Origin of the sequence: Streptomyces sp. RGM 3693 (assembly GCF_050471125.1) — a bacterium.
Taxonomy (GTDB): domain Bacteria; phylum Actinomycetota; class Actinomycetes; order Streptomycetales; family Streptomycetaceae; genus Streptomyces.
This window is the reverse complement of sequence record NZ_JBMPPQ010000002.1, coordinates 436,220-455,097: the sequence shown is the minus strand read 5'-3', so window position 1 is coordinate 455,097 and position 18,878 is coordinate 436,220. Positions and strand designations below refer to the sequence as shown.

General features: G+C 72.0%; 16 protein-coding genes. 4 read left to right on the top strand and 12 right to left on the bottom strand.

The window, feature by feature from the left end:
- The first annotated feature begins 134 nt into the window (after positions 1–134).
- The gene (locus ACO0M4_RS19360; protein WP_430371964.1) at positions 135–1,790 is read left to right on the top strand and encodes a protein kinase domain-containing protein; all 1,656 of its coding nucleotides are present in this window, start codon (positions 135–137) and stop codon (positions 1,788–1,790) included.
- Positions 1,791–1,875: 85 nt separating this feature from the next.
- On the opposite strand, the gene ACO0M4_RS19355 is transcribed toward ACO0M4_RS19360, so the two are convergent.
- The 9 genes from ACO0M4_RS19355 to pdhA form a co-directional block, all read right to left on the bottom strand.
- A complete protein-coding gene (locus ACO0M4_RS19355; protein ID WP_430371962.1) occupies positions 1,876–2,436 on the bottom strand; it encodes a bacterial proteasome activator family protein in 561 nt (186 codons plus the stop codon).
- A 316-nt stretch (positions 2,437–2,752) separates the two neighbouring features.
- Positions 2,753–3,562, bottom strand: a complete 810-nt coding sequence (locus ACO0M4_RS19350; RefSeq protein ID WP_430371960.1) for a hypothetical protein — start codon at positions 3,560–3,562, stop codon at positions 2,753–2,755.
- 195 nt (positions 3,563–3,757) lie between these two features.
- Positions 3,758–4,735: an NAD(P)H-quinone oxidoreductase gene (locus tag ACO0M4_RS19345; protein WP_430371959.1), complete on the bottom strand. Its 978-nt coding sequence runs from the start codon at positions 4,733–4,735 to the stop codon at positions 3,758–3,760.
- A 107-nt stretch (positions 4,736–4,842) separates the two neighbouring features.
- On the bottom strand, positions 4,843–5,982 hold the full coding sequence (locus tag ACO0M4_RS19340; RefSeq protein ID WP_430371958.1) for a potassium channel family protein: 1,140 nt from the start codon (positions 5,980–5,982) through the stop codon (positions 4,843–4,845).
- Positions 5,979–7,553: a molybdopterin molybdotransferase MoeA gene (locus tag ACO0M4_RS19335; protein WP_430371957.1), complete on the bottom strand. Its 1,575-nt coding sequence runs from the start codon at positions 7,551–7,553 to the stop codon at positions 5,979–5,981. Before ACO0M4_RS19335 ends, ACO0M4_RS19340 begins: the two co-directional genes overlap by 4 nt.
- The gene (locus ACO0M4_RS19330; protein ID WP_430371956.1) at positions 7,550–8,464 is read right to left on the bottom strand and encodes an NTP transferase domain-containing protein; all 915 of its coding nucleotides are present in this window, start codon (positions 8,462–8,464) and stop codon (positions 7,550–7,552) included. Before ACO0M4_RS19330 ends, ACO0M4_RS19335 begins: the two co-directional genes overlap by 4 nt.
- 54 nt (positions 8,465–8,518) lie before the next feature.
- Positions 8,519–9,922 (bottom strand): dihydrolipoamide acetyltransferase family protein, encoded by a 1,404-nt coding sequence (locus ACO0M4_RS19325; RefSeq protein ID WP_430371954.1) that lies wholly within the window; start codon positions 9,920–9,922, stop codon positions 8,519–8,521.
- Positions 9,922–10,956: an alpha-ketoacid dehydrogenase subunit beta gene (locus ACO0M4_RS19320; protein WP_430371953.1), complete on the bottom strand. Its 1,035-nt coding sequence runs from the start codon at positions 10,954–10,956 to the stop codon at positions 9,922–9,924. Before ACO0M4_RS19320 ends, ACO0M4_RS19325 begins: the two co-directional genes overlap by 1 nt.
- Complete coding sequence (pdhA, locus tag ACO0M4_RS19315; protein ID WP_430371952.1) at positions 10,953–12,146, bottom strand: pyruvate dehydrogenase (acetyl-transferring) E1 component subunit alpha; 1,194 nt, start codon at positions 12,144–12,146, stop codon at positions 10,953–10,955. The genes ACO0M4_RS19320 and pdhA overlap by 4 nt, the downstream gene beginning before the upstream one ends.
- A 249-nt stretch (positions 12,147–12,395) precedes the next feature.
- Between pdhA and ACO0M4_RS19310 the strand changes: the two genes are divergently transcribed.
- The gene (locus ACO0M4_RS19310; protein ID WP_430371950.1) at positions 12,396–12,941 is read left to right on the top strand and encodes an Lrp/AsnC family transcriptional regulator; all 546 of its coding nucleotides are present in this window, start codon (positions 12,396–12,398) and stop codon (positions 12,939–12,941) included.
- A gap of 51 nt (positions 12,942–12,992) precedes the next feature.
- Here ACO0M4_RS19310 and ACO0M4_RS19305 read toward each other — a convergent pair whose 3' ends face one another.
- Both ACO0M4_RS19305 and ACO0M4_RS19300 read right to left on the bottom strand, forming a co-directional pair.
- Complete coding sequence (locus ACO0M4_RS19305) at positions 12,993–13,583, bottom strand: TetR/AcrR family transcriptional regulator (RefSeq protein WP_430371949.1); 591 nt, start codon at positions 13,581–13,583, stop codon at positions 12,993–12,995.
- 2 nt (positions 13,584–13,585) lie between these two features.
- Entirely contained in the window at positions 13,586–15,106 is a 1,521-nt protein-coding gene (locus tag ACO0M4_RS19300) for a 3-hydroxyacyl-CoA dehydrogenase (protein ID WP_430371947.1), read from the bottom strand.
- Between the two features lie 145 nt (positions 15,107–15,251).
- Between ACO0M4_RS19300 and paaN the strand changes: the two genes are divergently transcribed.
- Entirely contained in the window at positions 15,252–16,934 is a 1,683-nt protein-coding gene (gene paaN / locus ACO0M4_RS19295; RefSeq protein ID WP_430371946.1) for a phenylacetic acid degradation protein PaaN, read from the top strand.
- Between the two features lie 116 nt (positions 16,935–17,050).
- Here the strand turns inward: paaN and ACO0M4_RS19290 are convergent, their stop codons facing one another.
- Complete coding sequence (locus tag ACO0M4_RS19290; RefSeq protein ID WP_430373854.1) at positions 17,051–17,755, bottom strand: TrmH family RNA methyltransferase; 705 nt, start codon at positions 17,753–17,755, stop codon at positions 17,051–17,053.
- A 348-nt stretch (positions 17,756–18,103) separates the two neighbouring features.
- Here ACO0M4_RS19290 and ACO0M4_RS19285 point away from each other — a divergent pair, with 348 nt between their 5' ends.
- The gene (locus ACO0M4_RS19285) at positions 18,104–18,805 is read left to right on the top strand and encodes a sensor domain-containing protein (RefSeq protein WP_430371945.1); all 702 of its coding nucleotides are present in this window, start codon (positions 18,104–18,106) and stop codon (positions 18,803–18,805) included.
- Positions 18,806–18,878: the final 73 nt, after the last annotated feature.

Below are 18,878 nucleotides of genomic sequence, written 5' to 3'. Positions count from 1 at the left end.
CCCTGATCTTGCACATCTGGTCACGGAACGGGCACACAGCTTGACGTGTCCGTGGCCTGGGGCAGACTTGGCTGCGGAAATCTAGATTTTGATCGCTAGACATACGGGCAGTGCGCCTAGGGGGAAGCAGGACGATGAGCCAGGACGGCGCTCAAGGCCAATTCGAGGGCCGTTCGGTCGGCGGTGGACGTTACCAGCTTCGTGATCTTCTCGGCGCCGGCGGCATGGCCTCCGTGCACCTCGCCTACGACAGCGTGCTGGACCGTGAGGTCGCGATCAAGACCCTGCACACCGAGCTCGGCCGCGAGCAGGCGTTCCGCGAGCGCTTCCGGCGCGAGGCGCAGTCAGTGGCGAAGCTCACGCACACCAACATCGTCTCGGTCTTCGACTCCGGCGAGGACGAGCTCGACGGCGGCATGGTGCCGTACATCATCATGGAGTACGTCGCCGGCCAGCCGCTGCGTTCCGTGCTGGACGGCGACATCGCCCAGCACGGCGCGATGCCGACGGAAAAGGCGCTGAAAATCACCGCCGATGTGCTCGCCGCCCTTGAGGCGAGCCACGAGATGAGCCTGGTCCACCGGGACATCAAGCCGGGCAACGTCATGATGACCAAGCGCAATGTCGTCAAGGTCATGGACTTCGGTATCGCCCGCGCCATGCAGTCCGGCGTGACCTCGATGACGCAGACCGGCATGGTCGTCGGCACCCCGCAGTACCTCTCGCCCGAGCAGGCGCTGGGCCGCGGCGTGGACGCCCGCTCCGACCTGTACTCGGTCGGCATCATGCTCTTCGAGCTGCTGACCGGTCAGCTGCCGTTCGACGCGGACTCGCCGCTGGCCATCGCCTACGCCCACGTCCAGGAAGAGCCGCCGGTCCCGTCGAGCATCAACCGCTCGCTGCCGCCGGCGGTGGACGCGCTGGTGTCCCGGGCGTTGAAGAAGAATCCCAACGAACGGTTCCCCACCGCCGAGGCGATGCGGGACGAGTGCCTGCGGATCGCCGGCTCCGGGCAGTCCGGGGCGACGCCGCTGATCATCAGCGAAGGACCGCGGGCCCGCACCAGCGGCGCTTCGGTGTCCTCCGCGGTGTTCCCCACCGCCGCCGGCAACCCGCACACGCCGGTGCCGCCGAGCGTCCAGCAGCCGTACCAGCCGACGCAGGCCGCCTTCGGCCCCTCGACGCCGCCGCCGGTGAACAACGCCTACCCGACGCCCGCACCGGCCCCGACGCCCGCACCGTTCGCCGGCGGCTTCCAGGCCCCGCCGCCGCCGTTCCCCGGTCCGCCCCCGCCGGTGACGGGCTCGATGCCGCCGGCACGCCCCCGGAAGAACAACAGCGGGGTGATCATCGTTTCGGCGGTGGTGGGCGTGGTCGTGGTCACCGCGATAGCGGTCGGCATCGGCCTGAGCGCCGGTTCTGGTGACAGCGGCGGCGGCAGCGACAACCCGACGTCCGCGTACTCGTACTCCTACTCCCCGTCGCCCACCAGCAGCGTCCGCCCCGAGGACAAGACGGCGACGATCCAGACCACCGAGTGCACCAACCCGACGCCGAGCTACGCGCAGAAGGGCAAGATCCTCTTCCCCTCGTTCAAGTACAAGAACCTGGAGTCGGTCGAGGAGTGCATCAAGGCCGCCGGCTGGAAGTACAAGGTGGTCAAGGCGGAGAACGACGGGCTCTGGGCCAAGAACACCGTCACGGACCAGACCCCGGCGGGCATCAGCTACTGGGACCCCGGCAGCAACGACACCATCCAGCTGACCGTCTCGACGGGGCGCAGCAGCTGACGGCAGCGACATCCTGACAGCGGAGGGGCCGGCACGCGAGCTGCGTGCCGGCCCCTCCGGCTGTTGTGGGCCCCGGGCGCGGGGATCAGAGGTACGGGCCCGAGCGGGCGCCGCCGTGACCGGGCTGCTCCTGGTGGCCTTCCGCCGCGATACCGGGCGGCAGTGCACGACGCATCTGCTCCAGCTGGGCGCGGGCGGCCATCTGCTGGGCGAAGAGCGCGGTCTGAATGCCGTGGAAGAGCCCCTCCAACCAGCCGACCAGCTGTGCCTGGGCGATCCGCAGCTCGGCCTCGGTCGGCACCGAATCCTCGGTGAAGGGCAGCGAGAGTCGCTCCAGCTCCTCGACCAGCTCGGGTGCCAGCCCGTCCTCCAGCTCCTTGACCGAGCTGGCGTGGATCTCCTTCAGGCGCACCCGGCTCGCCTCGTCGAGGGGAGCGGACTTCACCTCTTCCAGCAGCTGCTTGATCATGCTGCCGATGCGCATGACCTTCGCAGGCTGCTCGACCATGTCCGTCACCGGAATCTCACGGGGCTCCTCGCCCTCGTCCCCGCCACCGAAGCCGGCGCTGCCGAGCGCCATGCCGTCCGGGCCGACGACCAAGACGTGCTGGTTCTCCTGCGACCGTTCGTTCATCGGCATATCCATGCCGCCATTCTCTCGTACGACAGATGTAGAACGGTGGTGCCCCTGGCAGAAAGTGATCCACCCTTCCTGCCACGGCGGATTGCCGTCGGGTAGACACCGGCTTTCGCTCTGCCCCTTCACCGTACGTTTCACGTGAAACCACGGAATCTCGGCTGTTTCACGTGAAACGGTGGCTTCCTTTCGTTTCACGGTCTTGGCGTTTCACGGGACACAGCGCGGCCCGGTGATGTTTCACGTGAAACCACGGAGCGTGAAACCACGGGGTGCGGACTGTTTCACGTGAAACACGCTCCGTCGTTTCACGTGAAACAGGGCCTCAGCGGCGCCGCAGCCGGAGTCCGAGGAAGGCGAGCCCCAAGCCCGTGAGCGCCATCCCGGCGCCCATCGGCAGGACCCGTTCGACCCGGGCCCCCGGGGCATCGAGCGCGTAGGGGCTCGCTGCCGGCTCCGGACCGGCCACGGCGTTGTCCGGGTCCGGATCCGGGTCCCGCTCCGGGGCGGGCGACGGTGTCTGCCGGTCGGGAGTCGGGGCGGGCGCGCCGCCGAGGTCACGTCGGCGCGAAGGGGGCCGCTGTGGCGCACCGGTCGCGAGGGGGCTGGGGTCCGATGAGGCCGAGGGAGCGTGGTGGTGCGGCCTCGGCGTGGGCCGGCTGGGCGGCCGCTGTACGGGGGCCGGGGCGGGGGCGCTCGGAAGGTCGGACGGCTCGGGCGGCTCGGGAACGTCCACGTCCGCGTCCGCGGAGTCGTCCAGGGAACCGTCGCCGAGGTCCGGAGCGGGGTCCGGGCTCCAGGGGAAGCCGGGGCCGAACGAGTGATGCCGGTGGTGTTGGCGCGATCCGTGGAGGAACGGTCCGCCGGGGTGGTGCGGGAAGCCCGGCAAGGTGCCGGAGAGGGCCAGGAAGGTGTCCGGGAGGTCCCGGAAATCGTCGGCACCGGGAAAGTCCGGCAGGTCCGGGATGGCGGGACGGCCGGGGTACAGCTCCCCCAGACGCTCTCCGGTCAGCAGGGAATCCGCCGCGAAGTCGTCCAGCGGCTCATCGGGACGGGCGGCCGGGTTGGCCCGCTGGTCCGCGGCCAGCGCGGGGCCGGCTGTCATCAGGGAGACGGGCAGGGCGGCGGCGACCACCAAAAGACTTGAGGCAATGCGCGTACGGAATCCTGGAGCGACCACGGTGCCCCTCCCGTGCCGAGCCGTCGAGTGACGAGCCCAGCGTCACACAGCGGTTCGACCGCGGCATCTCGGGCAGATCGGCCGGGTGACCTGCCGGCACGGGGAGGGGCGAGGGGCGCTCGGGGCCCCGACGGCCACGGGCCGGCCGACTCAGACCGTCAGGATGACCTTGCCCACGTGGCTGCCGGAATCCAGGATGCGGTGCGCCTCGGCGGCCTCCGCCATCGGCAGGACCCGATCGACGATCGGGCGGACCTGGCCGTTGCCGATCAGCGGCCAGACGTGTTCCCGGACGGCCGCGACGATGGCCGACTTCTCACTGACCGGACGGGCCCGCAGCCCCGTGCCGGTGATCGCGGCGCGCTTGGAGATCAGCGCGGCGAGGTTGAGCTCGGCCTTCACCCCGCCCTGCAGCCCGATGATCGCCAGCCGGCCGGCGACCGCCAGCGCCTTGACGTTCCGCTGGAGGTACTTGGCGCCGATGATGTCGAGGATGACGTCCGCGCCCTTGCCGTCGGTGGCCTTGCGGATCTCCTGGACGAAGTCCTGCTCGCGGTAGTCGATGAGGATGTCGGCGCCCAATTCGGCGCAACGGGCCAGCTTTTCGGGGCCACCCGCGGTGACCGCCACCCGCGCCCCGACCGCCTTGGCGAGCTGGATCGCCAAGGTGCCGATACCGCTGGCACCGCCGTGGACCAGCAGGGTCTCACCGGGCCGCAGGTGCGCGATCATGAAGACGTTCGACCAGACGGTGCAGGCGACTTCGGGGAGCGCGGCGGCCGTGACGAGGTCGACGCCGGGCGGCAACGGCAGCACCTGACCGGCCGGGACGGCGACCTTCTCGGCGTACCCACCGCCCGACAACAGCGCGCACACCTCGTCGCCGACCGCCCAGCCGTGCACGCCGGGGCCGATCGCCGCGATCCGCCCCGAGCACTCCAGGCCGGGGTACGGGGAGGCGCCGGGCGGCGGATCGTAGAAGCCCTGGCGCTGGAGCAGGTCGGCGCGGTTCACGGCGCTGGCCGCGACCTCGATCAGGACCTCGCCCTCGGCGGGCTGCGGATCGGGCACTTCGGCCCAGACAAGGGCTTCGGGGCCACCGGGCTCGGGGATAGTGATCGCTCGCATGGGCGCGAGGCTACTCGCCGACCGGCCATGGGGCGAAAGGGCGGGGCGCGGTCCCACTACAGGTCACGGCCCCGACTCCGGTACCCAGCGCCCCGTCCCACGGTCCGTCACTCGTCCGCCGGACGCATGGGGGAGACCGCGGTGCCGGGCAACGTCGGCTTGGCGGACGGCTTCCCGGGGACGGCGGGCTCCTCCGCCGGGGCGGCACGCACGATGGTGATCAGACGGTCCGCGGTCTGTAGCGGGCTCGCCTCCGGGTCGTCGTACCCCAGGAGCCGGTGCCCGCGCAGCACGGAAACCACCAGGTCGCCGGTCTCCCGGACGGACTTTCCGACCTCGGCCTTGACCACCGGCCGCTCCACCAAGTCCAGGCCGCTGCCCTGCTGGATCAGGTCCTCCATGACGGCACCCGCGCTGGGGCTGTGCACCGAGAGCCCCAGCAGCCGGCCGGCCGCACTGGCCGAGGTGATCACCGCGTCGGCACCGGACTGCCGCAGCAGCGGCGCGTTCTCCTCCTCGCGCACCGCGGCGACGATGTTGGCGCGCTTGTTGAGCTGACGGGCGGTCAACGAGACCAGCACGGCGGTGTCATCGCGCTGGGTGGCGATGACGATCTGGTGCGCCCGCTGAATCTCGGCCCGCAGCAGGACATCGCTGCGCGTCGCATCACCGACCACGCCCGCGAACCCTTCGGACACCGCCGATTCGATCACCTTGCTGCTGGGGTCGACGATGACGATCCGGTCCCGCGACAGGCCCGTGGCACACAGGGTCTGGACGGCGGACCGACCCTTCGTTCCGAAGCCGACGATGACGGTGTGATCGCGCAAGGCGTTTCTCCAGCGTTTCAGTTGCCACTGCTCGCGGGTGCGTTCGGTCAGCACCTCCAGCGTGGTGCCGACCAGGATGATCAGGAACAGCACGCGCAGCGGTGTGACCAGCAGGATGTTCAACAGCCGCGCGCTCCCGCTGTAGGGGACGATGTCGCCGTATCCCGTGGTGGAGAGCGTGACGGTGGCGTAGTAGAAGCAGTCGAGCAGGTCGAGCGGGCCGCCGGCGTTGTCGTGGTACCCCTCGCGGTCGACCCAGACGATGAAGGCCGTCGCGACGAGCACCAGCAGGGCCATCAGCAGCCGGCGGGCGACCTGCCGTATCGGTGCCTTCGGGGTGCGACGGGGCAGTACCACCCGGTGGGAGCGGTCCTCGGGAACCTCGCGTGCCACGGCGTCGTGGGACGGCAGCTTCACGCGGCGCCTCCGGTGGGAGCTGTGGGGTCGTAGGAGGTGTCGGGGGCCGGCCAACCCGCCGACCAGCCCGCCGGCCAGGGCAGTTCGAGGAGCTCGACCTCGGTGCCGCGCTCCGCGCCACGCGGCGGGACGACGGCCATCGCGTCGGCGGCGGCGATCCCGCGCAGCATCGCGGGCCCGTGGAAGTGCAGCGGCGTGGCCACCAGCCCGTCTCGGTCGTCGTCGCGGTAGGCCACCGGGACGAGCCGGGTGTCGCCCGGATGGCCGTGGACGGCTGCGGCCAGCGGCACCCGGTACGGCGCGGCGGGACGGCGGGCGGCGAGCGTGCGGAGCAGGGGTTCGGCGAGGGTGAGCAGGCCGGACACCGCGGCCAGCGGATTGCCCGGGAGGCCCACGAGGTGCCGGCCCGGTGCGAGGCGGGCCAGCAGCATGGGGTGGCCGGGGCGCACCGCCACGCCGTCCACCAGGAGCTCCGCGCCGAGCCGTTGGAGGGTGGGGTGCACGTGGTCGACGGGGCCCGACGCGGTGCCGCCGGTGGTGATGACCAGGTCGGCGGTGGCCCCGGCGAGGGCGTCGTGCAGCGCGTCGGCGTCATCGCCGAGGTGCCGCGGGGGCGCCGCCTCGGCACCCAGGGCACTCAGCCAAGGCGCCAACATCGGGCCGAGCGCGTCGCGGATCCGGCCGCCCTCGGGCAGTCCGCTGCGCAGCAGCTCGTCGCCGAGGACGAGCACGTCGACGCGGGGTCGGGGGTGGACCAAGAGCGCGTCGTAGCCGGCCGCCGCGGCCAGGCCGAGGGCCGCGGGGGTCACCAGCGTGCCGGCGGGCAGGAGTTGGTCACCGCTCCGGCACTCCTGGCCGCGCGGGCGGATGTCCTGGCCCGGCGGCACCGGTCGCGGCGCGTACAGCCGTGCCCGGCCGTCGGGGAGTTCGAGGACCTCGCCGTGCTCGCTGCGCAGCACTGCGGTAGCACCGGCCGGGATACGGCCGCCGGTGGCGATGGGGAGCGCGTGGCCGTCGGGGAGCGCCGCGGTGGTGGCGTGGCCGGCGAGGATGCCGGTGTCCGGACCGGTCCCGGTGTCGTCCGCGGCACGGTCGACACGCCAGGGGCCGGGGCCGGCCACCGCCCAGCCGTCCATCGCCGAGGTGTCGAACGACGGCAGGTCGGTGAGGGCCGTGAGGGGAGCGGCGAGCGTGCGGCCGAGCGCGTCGGCGAGTCCGGCCGTCCCGGGCCCGGGGGGCTCGTGCACCGCGTGTTCGGCGACGCCCCGGGCCGTGCGCCAGGGCATGGCGGGATGGCCGGAGGACCGCTTGCCGGGGCGGGCGGACGCGGTGCCGTGCCCGCCACCGGGGGCGGCGGGGCGGTCCGGGTCGGCGTGGCCGGGCCCGGGGGCACCGCCGGTCGGGGGCGGCCCCGCGCAGCCGGCGGCGTACGCACCGGTCGCGGCACCCAGGGGCGCGCCTGGTTTGTCGGCGGTCCCGGACCGCCGACGGGCCGACCCGGTGTCATTGGCCAGTGCGAGCGCGTCGGCGAACTCGTCGGCGAACGGGTCGCCGCGCTCCCCGTCGGTCATTCCGCGGGCTTCGCTTCGTCAGCCGGGGCGCCGGCGCCGGTCGCCCCCGCCACCCTGGCCTCCTCGGCCGCGGATTCCGCCGCCCAGCGGTCGGCCAGTGCGGCGGCCCGCTGCGCCAGCTCCGCCACGTCGCGGCCCTGCCGGCCCGCCGCGTAGCCGACCAGGAAGGTGGTCAGCGGCGCGGCCGGGCGGGCCACGCCGTGTGCCGCGTCCCGCGCGAGGTCGAGGAGTGCCGCCGTCTCGACATCGAGGTCGATGCCCAGTTCGGCCTTGACTGCGGTGATCCATTCGTCCAACACGTGTCCATGCTCCCTGATCCGGGCACGTGCCGTGCCGAGGTCCTCCCAGGTGTCGCAGTCGAAGGACGCCGTGGACGTGGTGTCCGGGACCCGGGCGAGGGCCAGCGCGGACAGTAGGGGGCGCAGCGGCAGACCGGTCAGGGTGCCGTGGTCGGTCCGCAGTCGGTCCAGTTCGCGGCGCAGCGGGGCGGACCGGTAGGCCGCCACCAGCGGCTGGTCCCGCCCTTCCGCATCGCGCAGCAGCGCCCCGTCCCGGGGGGAAGCGCCACCGGCGGTCGCCGCCTTGAGGAGGGCGCGTACGGTCGCGGCCGTCAGGAACGGCAGGTCGGCGGAGAGGACCAGCACCGTGGGGGCGGTGGTGTGGCGCAGTCCGACGTCGAGCGCGGCGAGCGGACCGCCGCCGGGTGGGTCTTCGAGGGCCTGGGCCACGGGGCGGACGGTCGGGCGCGCGGGGCCGACGACGACGGTGACCGCGGCGTCGGGGCAGGTGGCCAGGACCCGGTCCAGGAGGGCCCGGCCGCCGACCGGCAGGGCGGGTTTGTCCGCCCCACCAAGCCGTCGGGCCGCCCCTCCGGCCAGCACGATCGCGTCGTAGTCGGTGTGGTCGCTCACCCCTTGAGTATCGCCGGGGGCGGCGCGCTCACACCGCCGGCCGCCGCCCGACCGTCACAGCGCGCGCAGCAACAGCGCGGGCTGCTCCACGCAGTCGGCCACATAGCGCAGGAAACCGCCCGCGGTGCCGCCGTCGCACACCCGGTGGTCGAAGGTGAACGAGAGCTGGACCACCTGCCGCACCGCCAACTCGCCCTCGTACACCCAGGGTTTGGCGGCTATCCGGCCGACGCCGAGCATCGCCGCCTCGGGGTGGTTGAGGATCGGGGTGGAGCCGTCGACCCCGAAGACGCCGTAGTTGTTCAGCGTGAACGTGCCGTGGGACAGCTCGGCGGGGGACAGCTTTCCGGCCCGCGCGGCGTCGGTGAGCCGGGCGATCTCGGCCGACAGCTGCTCGACGGTGCGGTCCTGGGCGTCCCGGACGACCGGCACCACCAGGCCGCGGTCGGTCTGCGCCGCGAAGCCCAGGTGGACGCCGGGCAGCCGGACGATCTCCTGGGCCGTGGTGTCCACGGTGGCGTTGAGCTCGGGGTAGCGGGCGAGCGCGGCCGTGCAGATGCGGGCCAGGAGGGCCAGCAGCGACACCTTGGGGGTGCCGGGAGCGTTCATCGCCCGGCGTGCGGCGAGGAGTTCGGTGGCGTCGGCGTCCACCCAGCAGGTCGCGTCCGGGATCTCGCGGCGACTGCGGCTGAACTTCTCGGCCGCGGCACCGCGCAGGCCCTTGAGCGGGATCCGCTCCTCCCCGGGGACGGGCCCGGCCACGGTGGCACCGGGGCGGGCCGGCACTCCGGCGGTGGCGGTGGCGGTGGCGGGCTGACGTTCGCTCAGGGACCGGATCGCGGACTCGACGTCCGTGCGGAGGATCAGGCCGTCGCGCCCGGTGCCCTGTACGTCCCGCAGGTCCAGGCTGTGTTCCCGGGCGATGCGGCGCACCAGCGGCGAGATGACGGCCACCGTACGGGTGCCGTCGGCCTCCGTGGGAGCGGGGGCGTCCGCGGTGACGGTGCGGGCGGGCTCGGTGGGCCGGCGCACGGAGTCCTCCGGTGCGCCCGGCAGGATCCGGCGTCGCCGGGCCGCGGCGCCACTCGTCCCGTAGCCGACCAGGACGTTTCCCGAACCGGAGTCGGCCGCCTCCGCACCCTCGGCCTCGGGGGCCGGGGACGCCGGGACGGGGACCGGGTCCGACCCGCCGCCGGCGAGGTCGTCCGGCACCGCGCCGACCGCGACCGTCACCAGGGGTGCGCCCACCGGGACTTCGGCGCCCTCCGCACCGAAGCGGGCGGTGACCACCCCGCCGTACGGGCAGGGCACCTCGACCATCGCCTTGGCGGTCTCGACCTCCACCACCGGCTGGTCGACGGCCACCACCTGGCCGACCTCGACCAGCCACTGCACGATCACCGCCTCGGTGAGGCCCTCCCCCAGGTCGGGCAGGGTGAACTCGCGCACCACGGCCATCACGCACCACGTCCTTCGGTCCAGCGCGACTCCCACTGGAGGCGGGCGACGGTGTCCAGGATCCGGTCCACGCCGGGGAGGTGATGGCGCTCCAGCATGGGCGGCGGGTAGGGGATGTCGAAGCCGGCGACGCGCAGCACCGGCGCCTCCAGGTGATGGAAGCAGCGCTCCGTGATCCGCGCGGCGATCTCGCCACCCGGGCCGCCGAACCCACCCGACTCGTGGACGACCACGGCTCGGCCGGTGCGCCGTACCGACGCGCAGACCGTGTCGTCGTCGAAGGGCACCAGGCTGCGCAGATCGACGACTTCCAGGTCCCAGCCCTCGGCGCGGGCGGCCTCGGCGGCCTCCAGGCAGACGGGCAGGGACGGGCCGTAGGTGATGAGCGTGGCGCTGCTGCCGCGGCGGCGGATCTCGGCGCGCCCCAGGGGGGCGACCGGGGTGGGCGCCTCCGCCGACCAGTCGGCCTTGGTCCAGTAGAGCCGCTTGGGTTCGAGGAAGACGACCGGGTCGTCGGAGGCGATGGAGGCGCGCAGCAGTCCGTAGGCGTCCTCGACGGTCGCGGGGGTGACAACCTGGAGGCCGGGGGTGGCGAGGTAGTACGCCTCGGAGGAGTCGCTGTGGTGCTCGACGCCGCCGATTCCGCCGCCGTAGGGGATGCGGATGGTCAGCGGCATGGCGACGGCGCCGCGGGTGCGGTTGCGCATCCGGGCGACGTGGCTGACCAGTTGCTCGAACGCCGGGTAGGCGAACGCGTCGAACTGCATCTCCACGACCGGCCGCAGCCCGTACATGGCCATGCCGACGGCGGCGCCCAGGATGCCGGCCTCGGCGAGCGGGGTGTCGCTGCAACGGTCCTCGCCGAACTCCTTGGTCAGGCCGTCGGTGACCCGGAAGACGCCGCCCAGCGCGCCGACGTCCTCGCCCATCACGTGGACGGCGGGGTCATCGGCCATGGCGTCGCGCAGCGCGCGGGTGAGAGCCTGCGCCATGGTGGCCGGTTTGCGCGCGGTCGGCGCGGCGGTGGTCGTCATGGCCTGGCCTCCTGGGCGGGCGTCGCGGTGCCCGTGGCGGTCTCGGGCTGTCCTTCGGCCTCGGCGTCCAGCTCGGCGCGCAACTGGGCGGCCTGGGATCGCAGTTGGCTGGTCTGCCGGGTGAAAACGTGGTCGAAGAGGTCCATCGGGTCCAGCTGCGGGTCGGTGTGCATCCGCTCCCGGAGGTCGGCGGCGAGTCGTTCGGCGCCGTCCCGGGTGGCGGTGGCGAACTCGTCGCCGAGCAGGTCGCGGTCGGTCAGCGCGCGCTCCAGCAGGGCTATCGGATCGTGGGCCCGCCAGGTCTCGACCTCCGCCTCGGTGCGGTAGCGGGTGGCGTCATCGGCGTTGGTGTGGGCGTCGACGCGGTAGGTGATGGCCTCGACGAGGGTGGGGCCACCGCCTTCACGGGCCCGCCGCACCGCGTCGCTGAGCACCTCGTGCATGGCGGGGGCGTCGTTGCCGTCCACCAGGCGGCCGGGCATGCCGTAGCCGACCGCCTTGTGGGCGAGGGTCGGCGCAGCGGTCTGCTTGGCGAGCGGCACGGAGATCGCGAAGCCGTTGTTCTGCACGAGGAAGACGACCGGTGCCTGCCAGACGGCGGCGAAATTGAGCGCCTCGTGGAAGTCGCCCTCGCTCGTGCCGCCGTCGCCGACCATTGCCAGCGCGACCACCTCGTCGCCCTTGAGGCGGGCGGCGTGCGCCAGGCCCACGGCGTGCGGGAGCTGGGTGGCGAGCGGGGTGCACAGGGGGGCGATGCGGTGCTCGTACGGGTCGTAACCGGTGTGCCAGTCGCCCCGTAGGAGGGTCAGGGCCTGTACGGGATCGAGGCCGCGGGCGACGGCGGCGAGGGTGTCGCGGTAGCTGGGGAAGAGCCAGTCCTGCTCCTGGAGGGCGAGCGCCGCGGCGACCTGGCAGGCTTCCTGGCCCGTGGACGAGGGGTAGACCGCCAGCCGGCCCTGCCGGGTGAGGGCGGTGGCCTGGGTGTTGTACCGGCGGCCGCGCACCAGCTCGACGTAGAGCCGCTTCAGCAGTCCGGGGTCGAGCCGGCGGGCGGCGTCCGTGCCCAGTAGGCGGTACGGCTCGGCGTCGGGCAGGAGGGGCGCGGGATCGACGCGCGGCCGCCAGGCGGGCGGCGGGCTGGCAAGGCCACTGGTGTGCCTGCTGCTGCCGGGCTGCTCAAGGACCGTCATGACGGGCACCTCCTCGTCATCGAAGGGGTGGCGCGATGCGCCTCATGGGGTGGTGGGCGGGCCGGGGAACCTCCCAGCGGTCGCTGGGGAGGTCGGACAGAACGCGAACGGTCGGGGCTGGCGAGCCCTTCCCTACCGATTGTTCGGTCGTTGATGCATTTTGGCTACAGGCGGGTTCAGCCTGTGGACAAACGGTTCTCCACAGCTTGTGATGAAGGCAGGGAGTCCACAAAGGGGAGGCGGGACCACATGCCGGAGGAACAGATGGCCAATCCGGGCGGGCAGCCGTCGACGGCGCCCGCCCCACCGCCTCCGGCCGCACGCCCCCTCGACACCATCGACCGCGCCATCCTGCGCCTGCTGCGGACCGACGGCCGGGCCTCGATACGCTCCGTCGCCGAGCAGGTGCACGTTTCCCGCGCCAATGCCTACGCGCGGATCAACCGGCTGCTCGACGACGGCGTCATTCGCGGCTTCAGCGCTCTCGTGGACCAGGAAAGAGCAGGTCAGGGCGCTTCCGCCTACATAACGTTGAAGATCGTGCAGAACTCCTGGCGGACCGTGCGCAAGCAGCTCACCGCGCTGCCCGGGGCCGCCCACATCGCGCTGGTCAGCGGTGATTTCGATGTGCTGTTGCTGGTGCACACCAAGGACAACCGCGAGCTGCGTGAACTGGTCCTGACCCGGATCCAGTCCATACCGGAGGTGCTGAGCACCCGCACGCTGTTGGTATTCGAAGAGACGGATCTGGGGCTGGAGGAGGAGTGGAGCGGGGGTGAGGGGCTGAGGGGCTGAGGGGGGAAGCAGCAGCCGCGCCCAACCCCAAGCCCTGCGCGCCCCGCCCCCTCAGACCTTGCGCAACCCCAAGAACGCCGTCCGCACCACGGCCTCCGCGACCTCGTCGCGGCTCGCCCCGTCGCCACGCCCCGGCCGGTACCACTCCACGACCGAATTGATCATGCCGAACAGCAGGCGGGCCGCCAGCCGAACGTCCACGTCGTCCCGTAGGTCGCCGTCGGCGGCGGCCTCCTTCAGGAGGTCGGCGACCCTGTGGTCGAAGTCGCGGCGGCGCTCCATGGCCCACCGCTCGGTGTCGGTGTTCCCGCGCACCCGCAACAGCAGCGTCACGTAGGGAAGTTCGTCCATCAGCACCTCGGCCTCACGCCGGGTGACGTATTCCAGCCGCTCGATCGCCCGCCCCTCCTGGGCGCCGGGTTCCGCCAGAACGCCGAAGAGCCCGTCCAGGGCTCGGCTTATCGCGCGGCGGAGCAGCTCTTCCTTGCTCCGCACATGGTGGTAGATCGACGACTTGGAAATGCCGGCCGCTTTGGAGAGGTGCTCCATGGAGGTGCCGTCGTAGCCGCGCTCGATGAACACCTCGACGGAGACTGCGAGCAGCGAATCGGGCGTGTAGGCGTCGCGCTTGGCCATGGTCATGATTAGAGCACCAATTCCTCGAGGTCCGCACGGCGCCGCAGCGCCCAGGACGGTACGTAGCGTCCCCCGGCATTCTGGTGGTGCAGGGAGTCCAGCAGACCCCGGACCCAGTGGGCACCGAGTCGATCGACCCACTCCATGGGGCCACCGGGGTAGTTCACCCCGAGCCGCATCGCCGTGTCGATGTCGTCGGGGGTGGCGACGTCCCGGGCCGCGGCGTCCACGGCGAAGTCGATGATCATCGCGACCGTCCGGGCGACGATCATGCCGGGAAGGTCGTCGATGACGCTGACCTGTTTGCCCAGCGCCTGGAAGAGGCCGACGGCCTCGGCGAGATCCGCTTCGGAGGCGGTGGCAGAGGGGGCGAGGGCGACCCGGGTCGCGGCCCGGTAGTCGAGCGAGAGGTCGAAGCGGATGGTGGCGCCGGGGCCCCCGCTCGTGGCCGGGCAGCCGCTGGTCAGGGCCAGGCGGGCCCCTCCGGGCAGGCGGATGAAGCCCTCGGTCTCCCCCGGCGCGCGGTCGTGGGTGACCTTGATGCCGGCTTCCTCGATCAGCTCGCGCACCACCGCGGCGGGTCCGGGGAGCCCCGCGTGCACGGTGATCGAGGAGGGCGCCGGGCAGGGCCCGGCGGTGTTCGGCTCGGGCCGGCGGGCGCCCTCGGCGTAGTCGAACCAGCCACGTCCCGTTTTGCGGCCGTGCAGACCGGACTCCACCAGGCGGCGCTGCGCTAGGGAAGGCGTGAACTTCGGGTCCTGGAAGAACGCGGTCCACACCGAGTGGGTGACCGCCTCGTTCACGTCCTGCCCGATGAGGTCGGTTAGTTCGAACGGGCCCATCCGGAAGCCGCTGCCCTCACGGAGGACGGCGTCGATGGTGGCGGGGTCGGCGGCCCGCTCCTCGTGGACGCGCAGGGCCTCGGCGTAGAAGGGGCGGGCGATGCGGTTGACGATGAAGCCGGGGGTGTCGGCGCTGCGCACGGGGGTCTTGCCCCAGGCCGCGGCGGTGTCGTAGGCGGCGGTCGCGGCGGTCTCCTCGGTGGCGAAGCCGCTGACGATCTCGACCAGGGGGAGCAGTGGTGCGGGGTTGAAGAAGTGCATGCCCACGCAGCGGCCGGGGTGCCGGAGCCCGCCCGCGACGGCGGTCACGGACAGGGAGGAGGTGTTGGTGGCCAGTAGGCAGTCCACCGGGACGATGTCCTCAAGGGAGCGGAACAGCTCCTGTTTGGCCGGGAGTTGCTCCAGGATCGCCTCCACGACGAGTGCGGCGTCGGCGAGTTCGGCGAGGGCTTCGGCGGGGGAGAGGCGTGCGCGGGCGGCGTCCCGTTCGGCCGCCGAGATCCGGCCTTTCTCCACCAGTCGGTCCAGCCGCCGCACGATGGCTTCGGTTGCCTGCGCGGCCCGGCCCGGGGCGCTGTCGTAGAGCCGTACGGGGTGACCGGCGACCAGCGCCACCTGCGCAATCCCCTGTCCCATGGTGCCGGTGCCCACCACTGCCACGGTGGTGTCGGTGCCGATTGCCGTCATTGCAGCTGATCCTCCCCGACCGAGTTTTCCCCAGGTTGGCCGGGCCCTCTTGCCCCGACCGATCGTTCGGTTACTCTAACTCCGTTGCTGTGTCACTCCCAGCCCCTATCCACTTTCCGCGCAGTCGACGAGGAGTTGGTCATCGATGGCCGCCGACATGACCGCAGCGCAGTTGATCGAGAAGCACCGCCCGACCCTCGACAAGGCGCTGGAAACCATCCGCACCCGCGCGTACTGGTCCCCGCACCCCGAGCACCCCAAGGCCTACGGCGAGAACGCCGCGCAGGACGGCCTGGCCGCCTTCGAGGCGCTGCGCGGCACCCGTTTCGCGCTCGACCAGCCCGGCACGGACGACTGGACGGGCGAGGAAGTCTCGCCCTACGGACCGGAGTTGGGCGTCACCTATCCGCACCCGGACGTCTCGGTGCTGCTGCCGGCCATGCAGGCCGCGATCCCCGCGTGGCGGGACGCCGGCCCGGAGGCCCGCGCCGCGGTGTGCCTGGAGGTCCTGGCGCGGATCAGCGCGCGCACCCATGAGTTCGCGCAGGCCGTGATGCACACCAGCGGCCAGGCGTTCATGATGGCGTTCCAGGCGGGCGGGCCGCACGCCCAGGACCGCGGCCTGGAGGCCGTCGCGTACGCCTATGAGGAGCAGACCCGCACCCCGCAGCAGGCGGCGTGGACCAAGCCGCAGGGCAAGCGGGACCCGCTGGAGCTGACCAAGAGCTTCACGGCCGTGCCGCGCGGTGTGGCCCTGGTGATCGGCTGCAACACCTTCCCGACGTGGAACGGCTATTCGGGTCTGTTCGCTTCGCTGGCGACGGGCAACCCGGTGCTGGTCAAGCCGCATCCGCGCGCCGTGCTGCCGTTGGCGCTGACGGTCCGGGTGGCCCGGGAGGTGCTCGCCGAGGCCGGTTTCCCCGCCGACCTGGTGTGCCTGGCGGTGGACAAGCCCGGCGAGGGGCTGGCCAAGACGCTCGCGGTCCGGCCCGAGGTCCGGATCATCGACTACACCGGCTCGACCGCCTTCGGCGACTGGCTGGAGTCGCACGCCCGCCAGGCGCAGGTCTACACCGAGAAGGCCGGCGTCAACTCCGTGGTCATCGAGTCCACGGACAACTACAAGGGCATGCTCAGCAACCTCGCCTTCTCGCTGTCCCTCTACAGCGGGCAGATGTGCACCACGCCGCAGAATCTGCTGATCCCGCGGGACGGCATCGACACGGACGCGGGCCCGAAGTCGTACGACGAGGTCGTCAGTGATCTGGCGGGCGCGGTCGGCGGGCTGCTGGGCGATGACGCGCGGGCCAACGCACTGCTCGGCGCGATCGTCAATCCGCAGGTCAAGGAGCGGATCGAGGAGGCTTCCGGGCTCGGTGAGGTGGCGCTGGCCTCGCGCGAGGTGACGAATCCGGAGTTCCCGGGGGCCACCGTCCGTACCCCGGTCATCGTCAAGCTGGACGGCGCCAAGCCGGACTCCGAGGCGGCGTACCTGTCGGAGTGCTTCGGTCCGGTGTCCTTCGCGGTGGCGGTCGATTCCGCTGCCGATGCGGTGGCACTGCTGCGCCGCACGATCCGCGAGAAGGGCGCCATGACGGTCGGCGCGTACACCACCTCGACCGAGGTGGAGCGCCTGGTGGAGCAGGCATGTCTGGAGGAGTGCGCCCAGCTGTCGCTGAATCTGACCGGTGGGGTGTACGTGAACCAGACCGCGGCGTTCTCCGACTTCCACGGCTCGGGGGGCAACCCGGCGGCCAACGCGGCGCTGTGTGACGGCGCCTTCGTGGCAAACCGGTTCCGGACGGTGGAGGTCCGGCGGGAGGCGTGAGGTCCGCGGCGCGGGGCCCGGGGGAGTTGCCCGTGCCCCGCGCCCCGTCGCCGAGCCGATGTTGAAGCATCGGCTACATAACGGGGCTGGAGTGGCGGCCTGTCGTCATCGGCTGCTCACGGCGCCGGGTGCGTGCCTCCCCAGTGGAACAGGGCCATGGCGACACTCGTAGCCAGGTTGTAGCTGGACACCTGGGGCCTCATCGGGAGGGCTACGAGCTTGGTGGCCCGCTTCCGGAGTTCCGGCGATATCCCGTGCCGCTCGGAACCGAACGCCAGCAGCGCGTCATCAGGAAGCACCACGGATCTGATGTCGTCCCCCTCCGGGTCCAGCGCGTACACCGGCCCCGGCGGCAGGTCGTCGAGCTGGAGACTCTCCACCGCGGTCGCGTAATGAAGGCCCGCTGCTGCGCGCACGACGTTGGGGTGCCACGGGTCCATATCACCGGTAGTGACCACGCCCGTGGCTCCGAATCCAGCAGCGAGCCGGACCACGGCGCCGACATTCCCCAGGTTGCGGGGGTTCTCCAAGACGACGACCGGAGCCGGCCGTGGGGCCCGCGAGAGGTTCTCCAGGTTTCGTTGGGGATCAGGTCGAACAGCCAGGCCGGCCACTCGCGTGGGGTGCACCCTGGGCACCAGATCCCGGAGGGTTTCGGCCGGCACCTCGATCACGAGATCGCCGATCCGGTCGGTGAGGTCGTCGGCCAACTCACCGGCCAGCGTCAGAACGGAGCCCTTGTCACTGGAGATCGCCACGCGAACGTCCGCCCCGAAGCGGAGTGCGTGCTTCACGGCATGCAGCCCGTCCAGCAGCACCATCTCAGGCACAGCGTCCTGCCACTGTCGTACAGCTCTCGTGATCTCGTCCTCGCTCACCACTTCAGACTACGGCTCACCGCCGCTACCAGGGCCTTCGCCCAGAACTACGCCGGTGAGGAGGTCGGCGGCCATCCGTACGTCGCGCAACCCGCGAGCCCACTCCGCACAGATCGGCGATCGGGCCGCCGCGCTGTGGGTGGGCAGGATGCCCACCTCCGCGCGCAGTGGGTCGAAAAGGTGGGGATAGCCCCACTGATTCCCGATGCCCCTTCCGAGACAATGATCTCGTGGTGGCGCGCCGGACCGAGCGTCCCCGCACAGCACAACCGGGAAGTAAGGACGTCGGACATGGCAGACCACATCGCGTACGAGGCCGAGTCGCAAGCGGGGGCGCTGCCGCCACGGGCCGAGACGGAGCGCTGGCGGCCGACCCTGGTCGGTCGCCTGCTGGCACCGTGGCGCGGACTGGCCCTGCTGGGTCTCGGCCTGGTCTCCGCGGTGATGTCCTGGCTGCTGCTGATCTCGATGTGCCTGCTGTTCATCTGGCTCGGCTTCGCGCTGGTACCCGATGCGGCCCGCGCCCTGCACGCCCTGGCGAACCGTCAGCTCGAACTGGGCCGTCGCTGGTTCGGCATGCCCCCGGTCGCACCGGGCGGCTCCGAAGCCGCCCGGCCGGCGCCCCGCTCCACCCCACGCTCCGGCCCGCCGCTCGTGCGGCGCGTGCTGTCCGTACTCCGGCGCCCGGCCACCTGGCGCGATCTGGGTTGGGCCCAACTCGCCGCAACCTTCATCGGCTTCCTCGCGCTGCTCCCGTTCGCCCTGCTCGTCCACGGCGCGTTCGGCATCGCCCTGCCGTACATCTGGGGGTCCGTGGCCCCCGCCTTCGACAACAGCTGGTTCCTGTTCATCCCGCTGAGCGACCACACCACGCGCTTCGCGGCCGGTATGGGCGTGCTGGAGATCCTCCTCTCCTTGTGGGCGGGGCCGTACATCCTGCGTGCCCAGTCCCGCCTCTCACAGACCCTGCTCCGCCCGTCGGACACCCCCTAGGCGTACGGATCTTCGTGGAAACCTGCCGGTCGTTCAGGCAACGGACGATCCGAGCAGCGGACTTTCCCTTCCT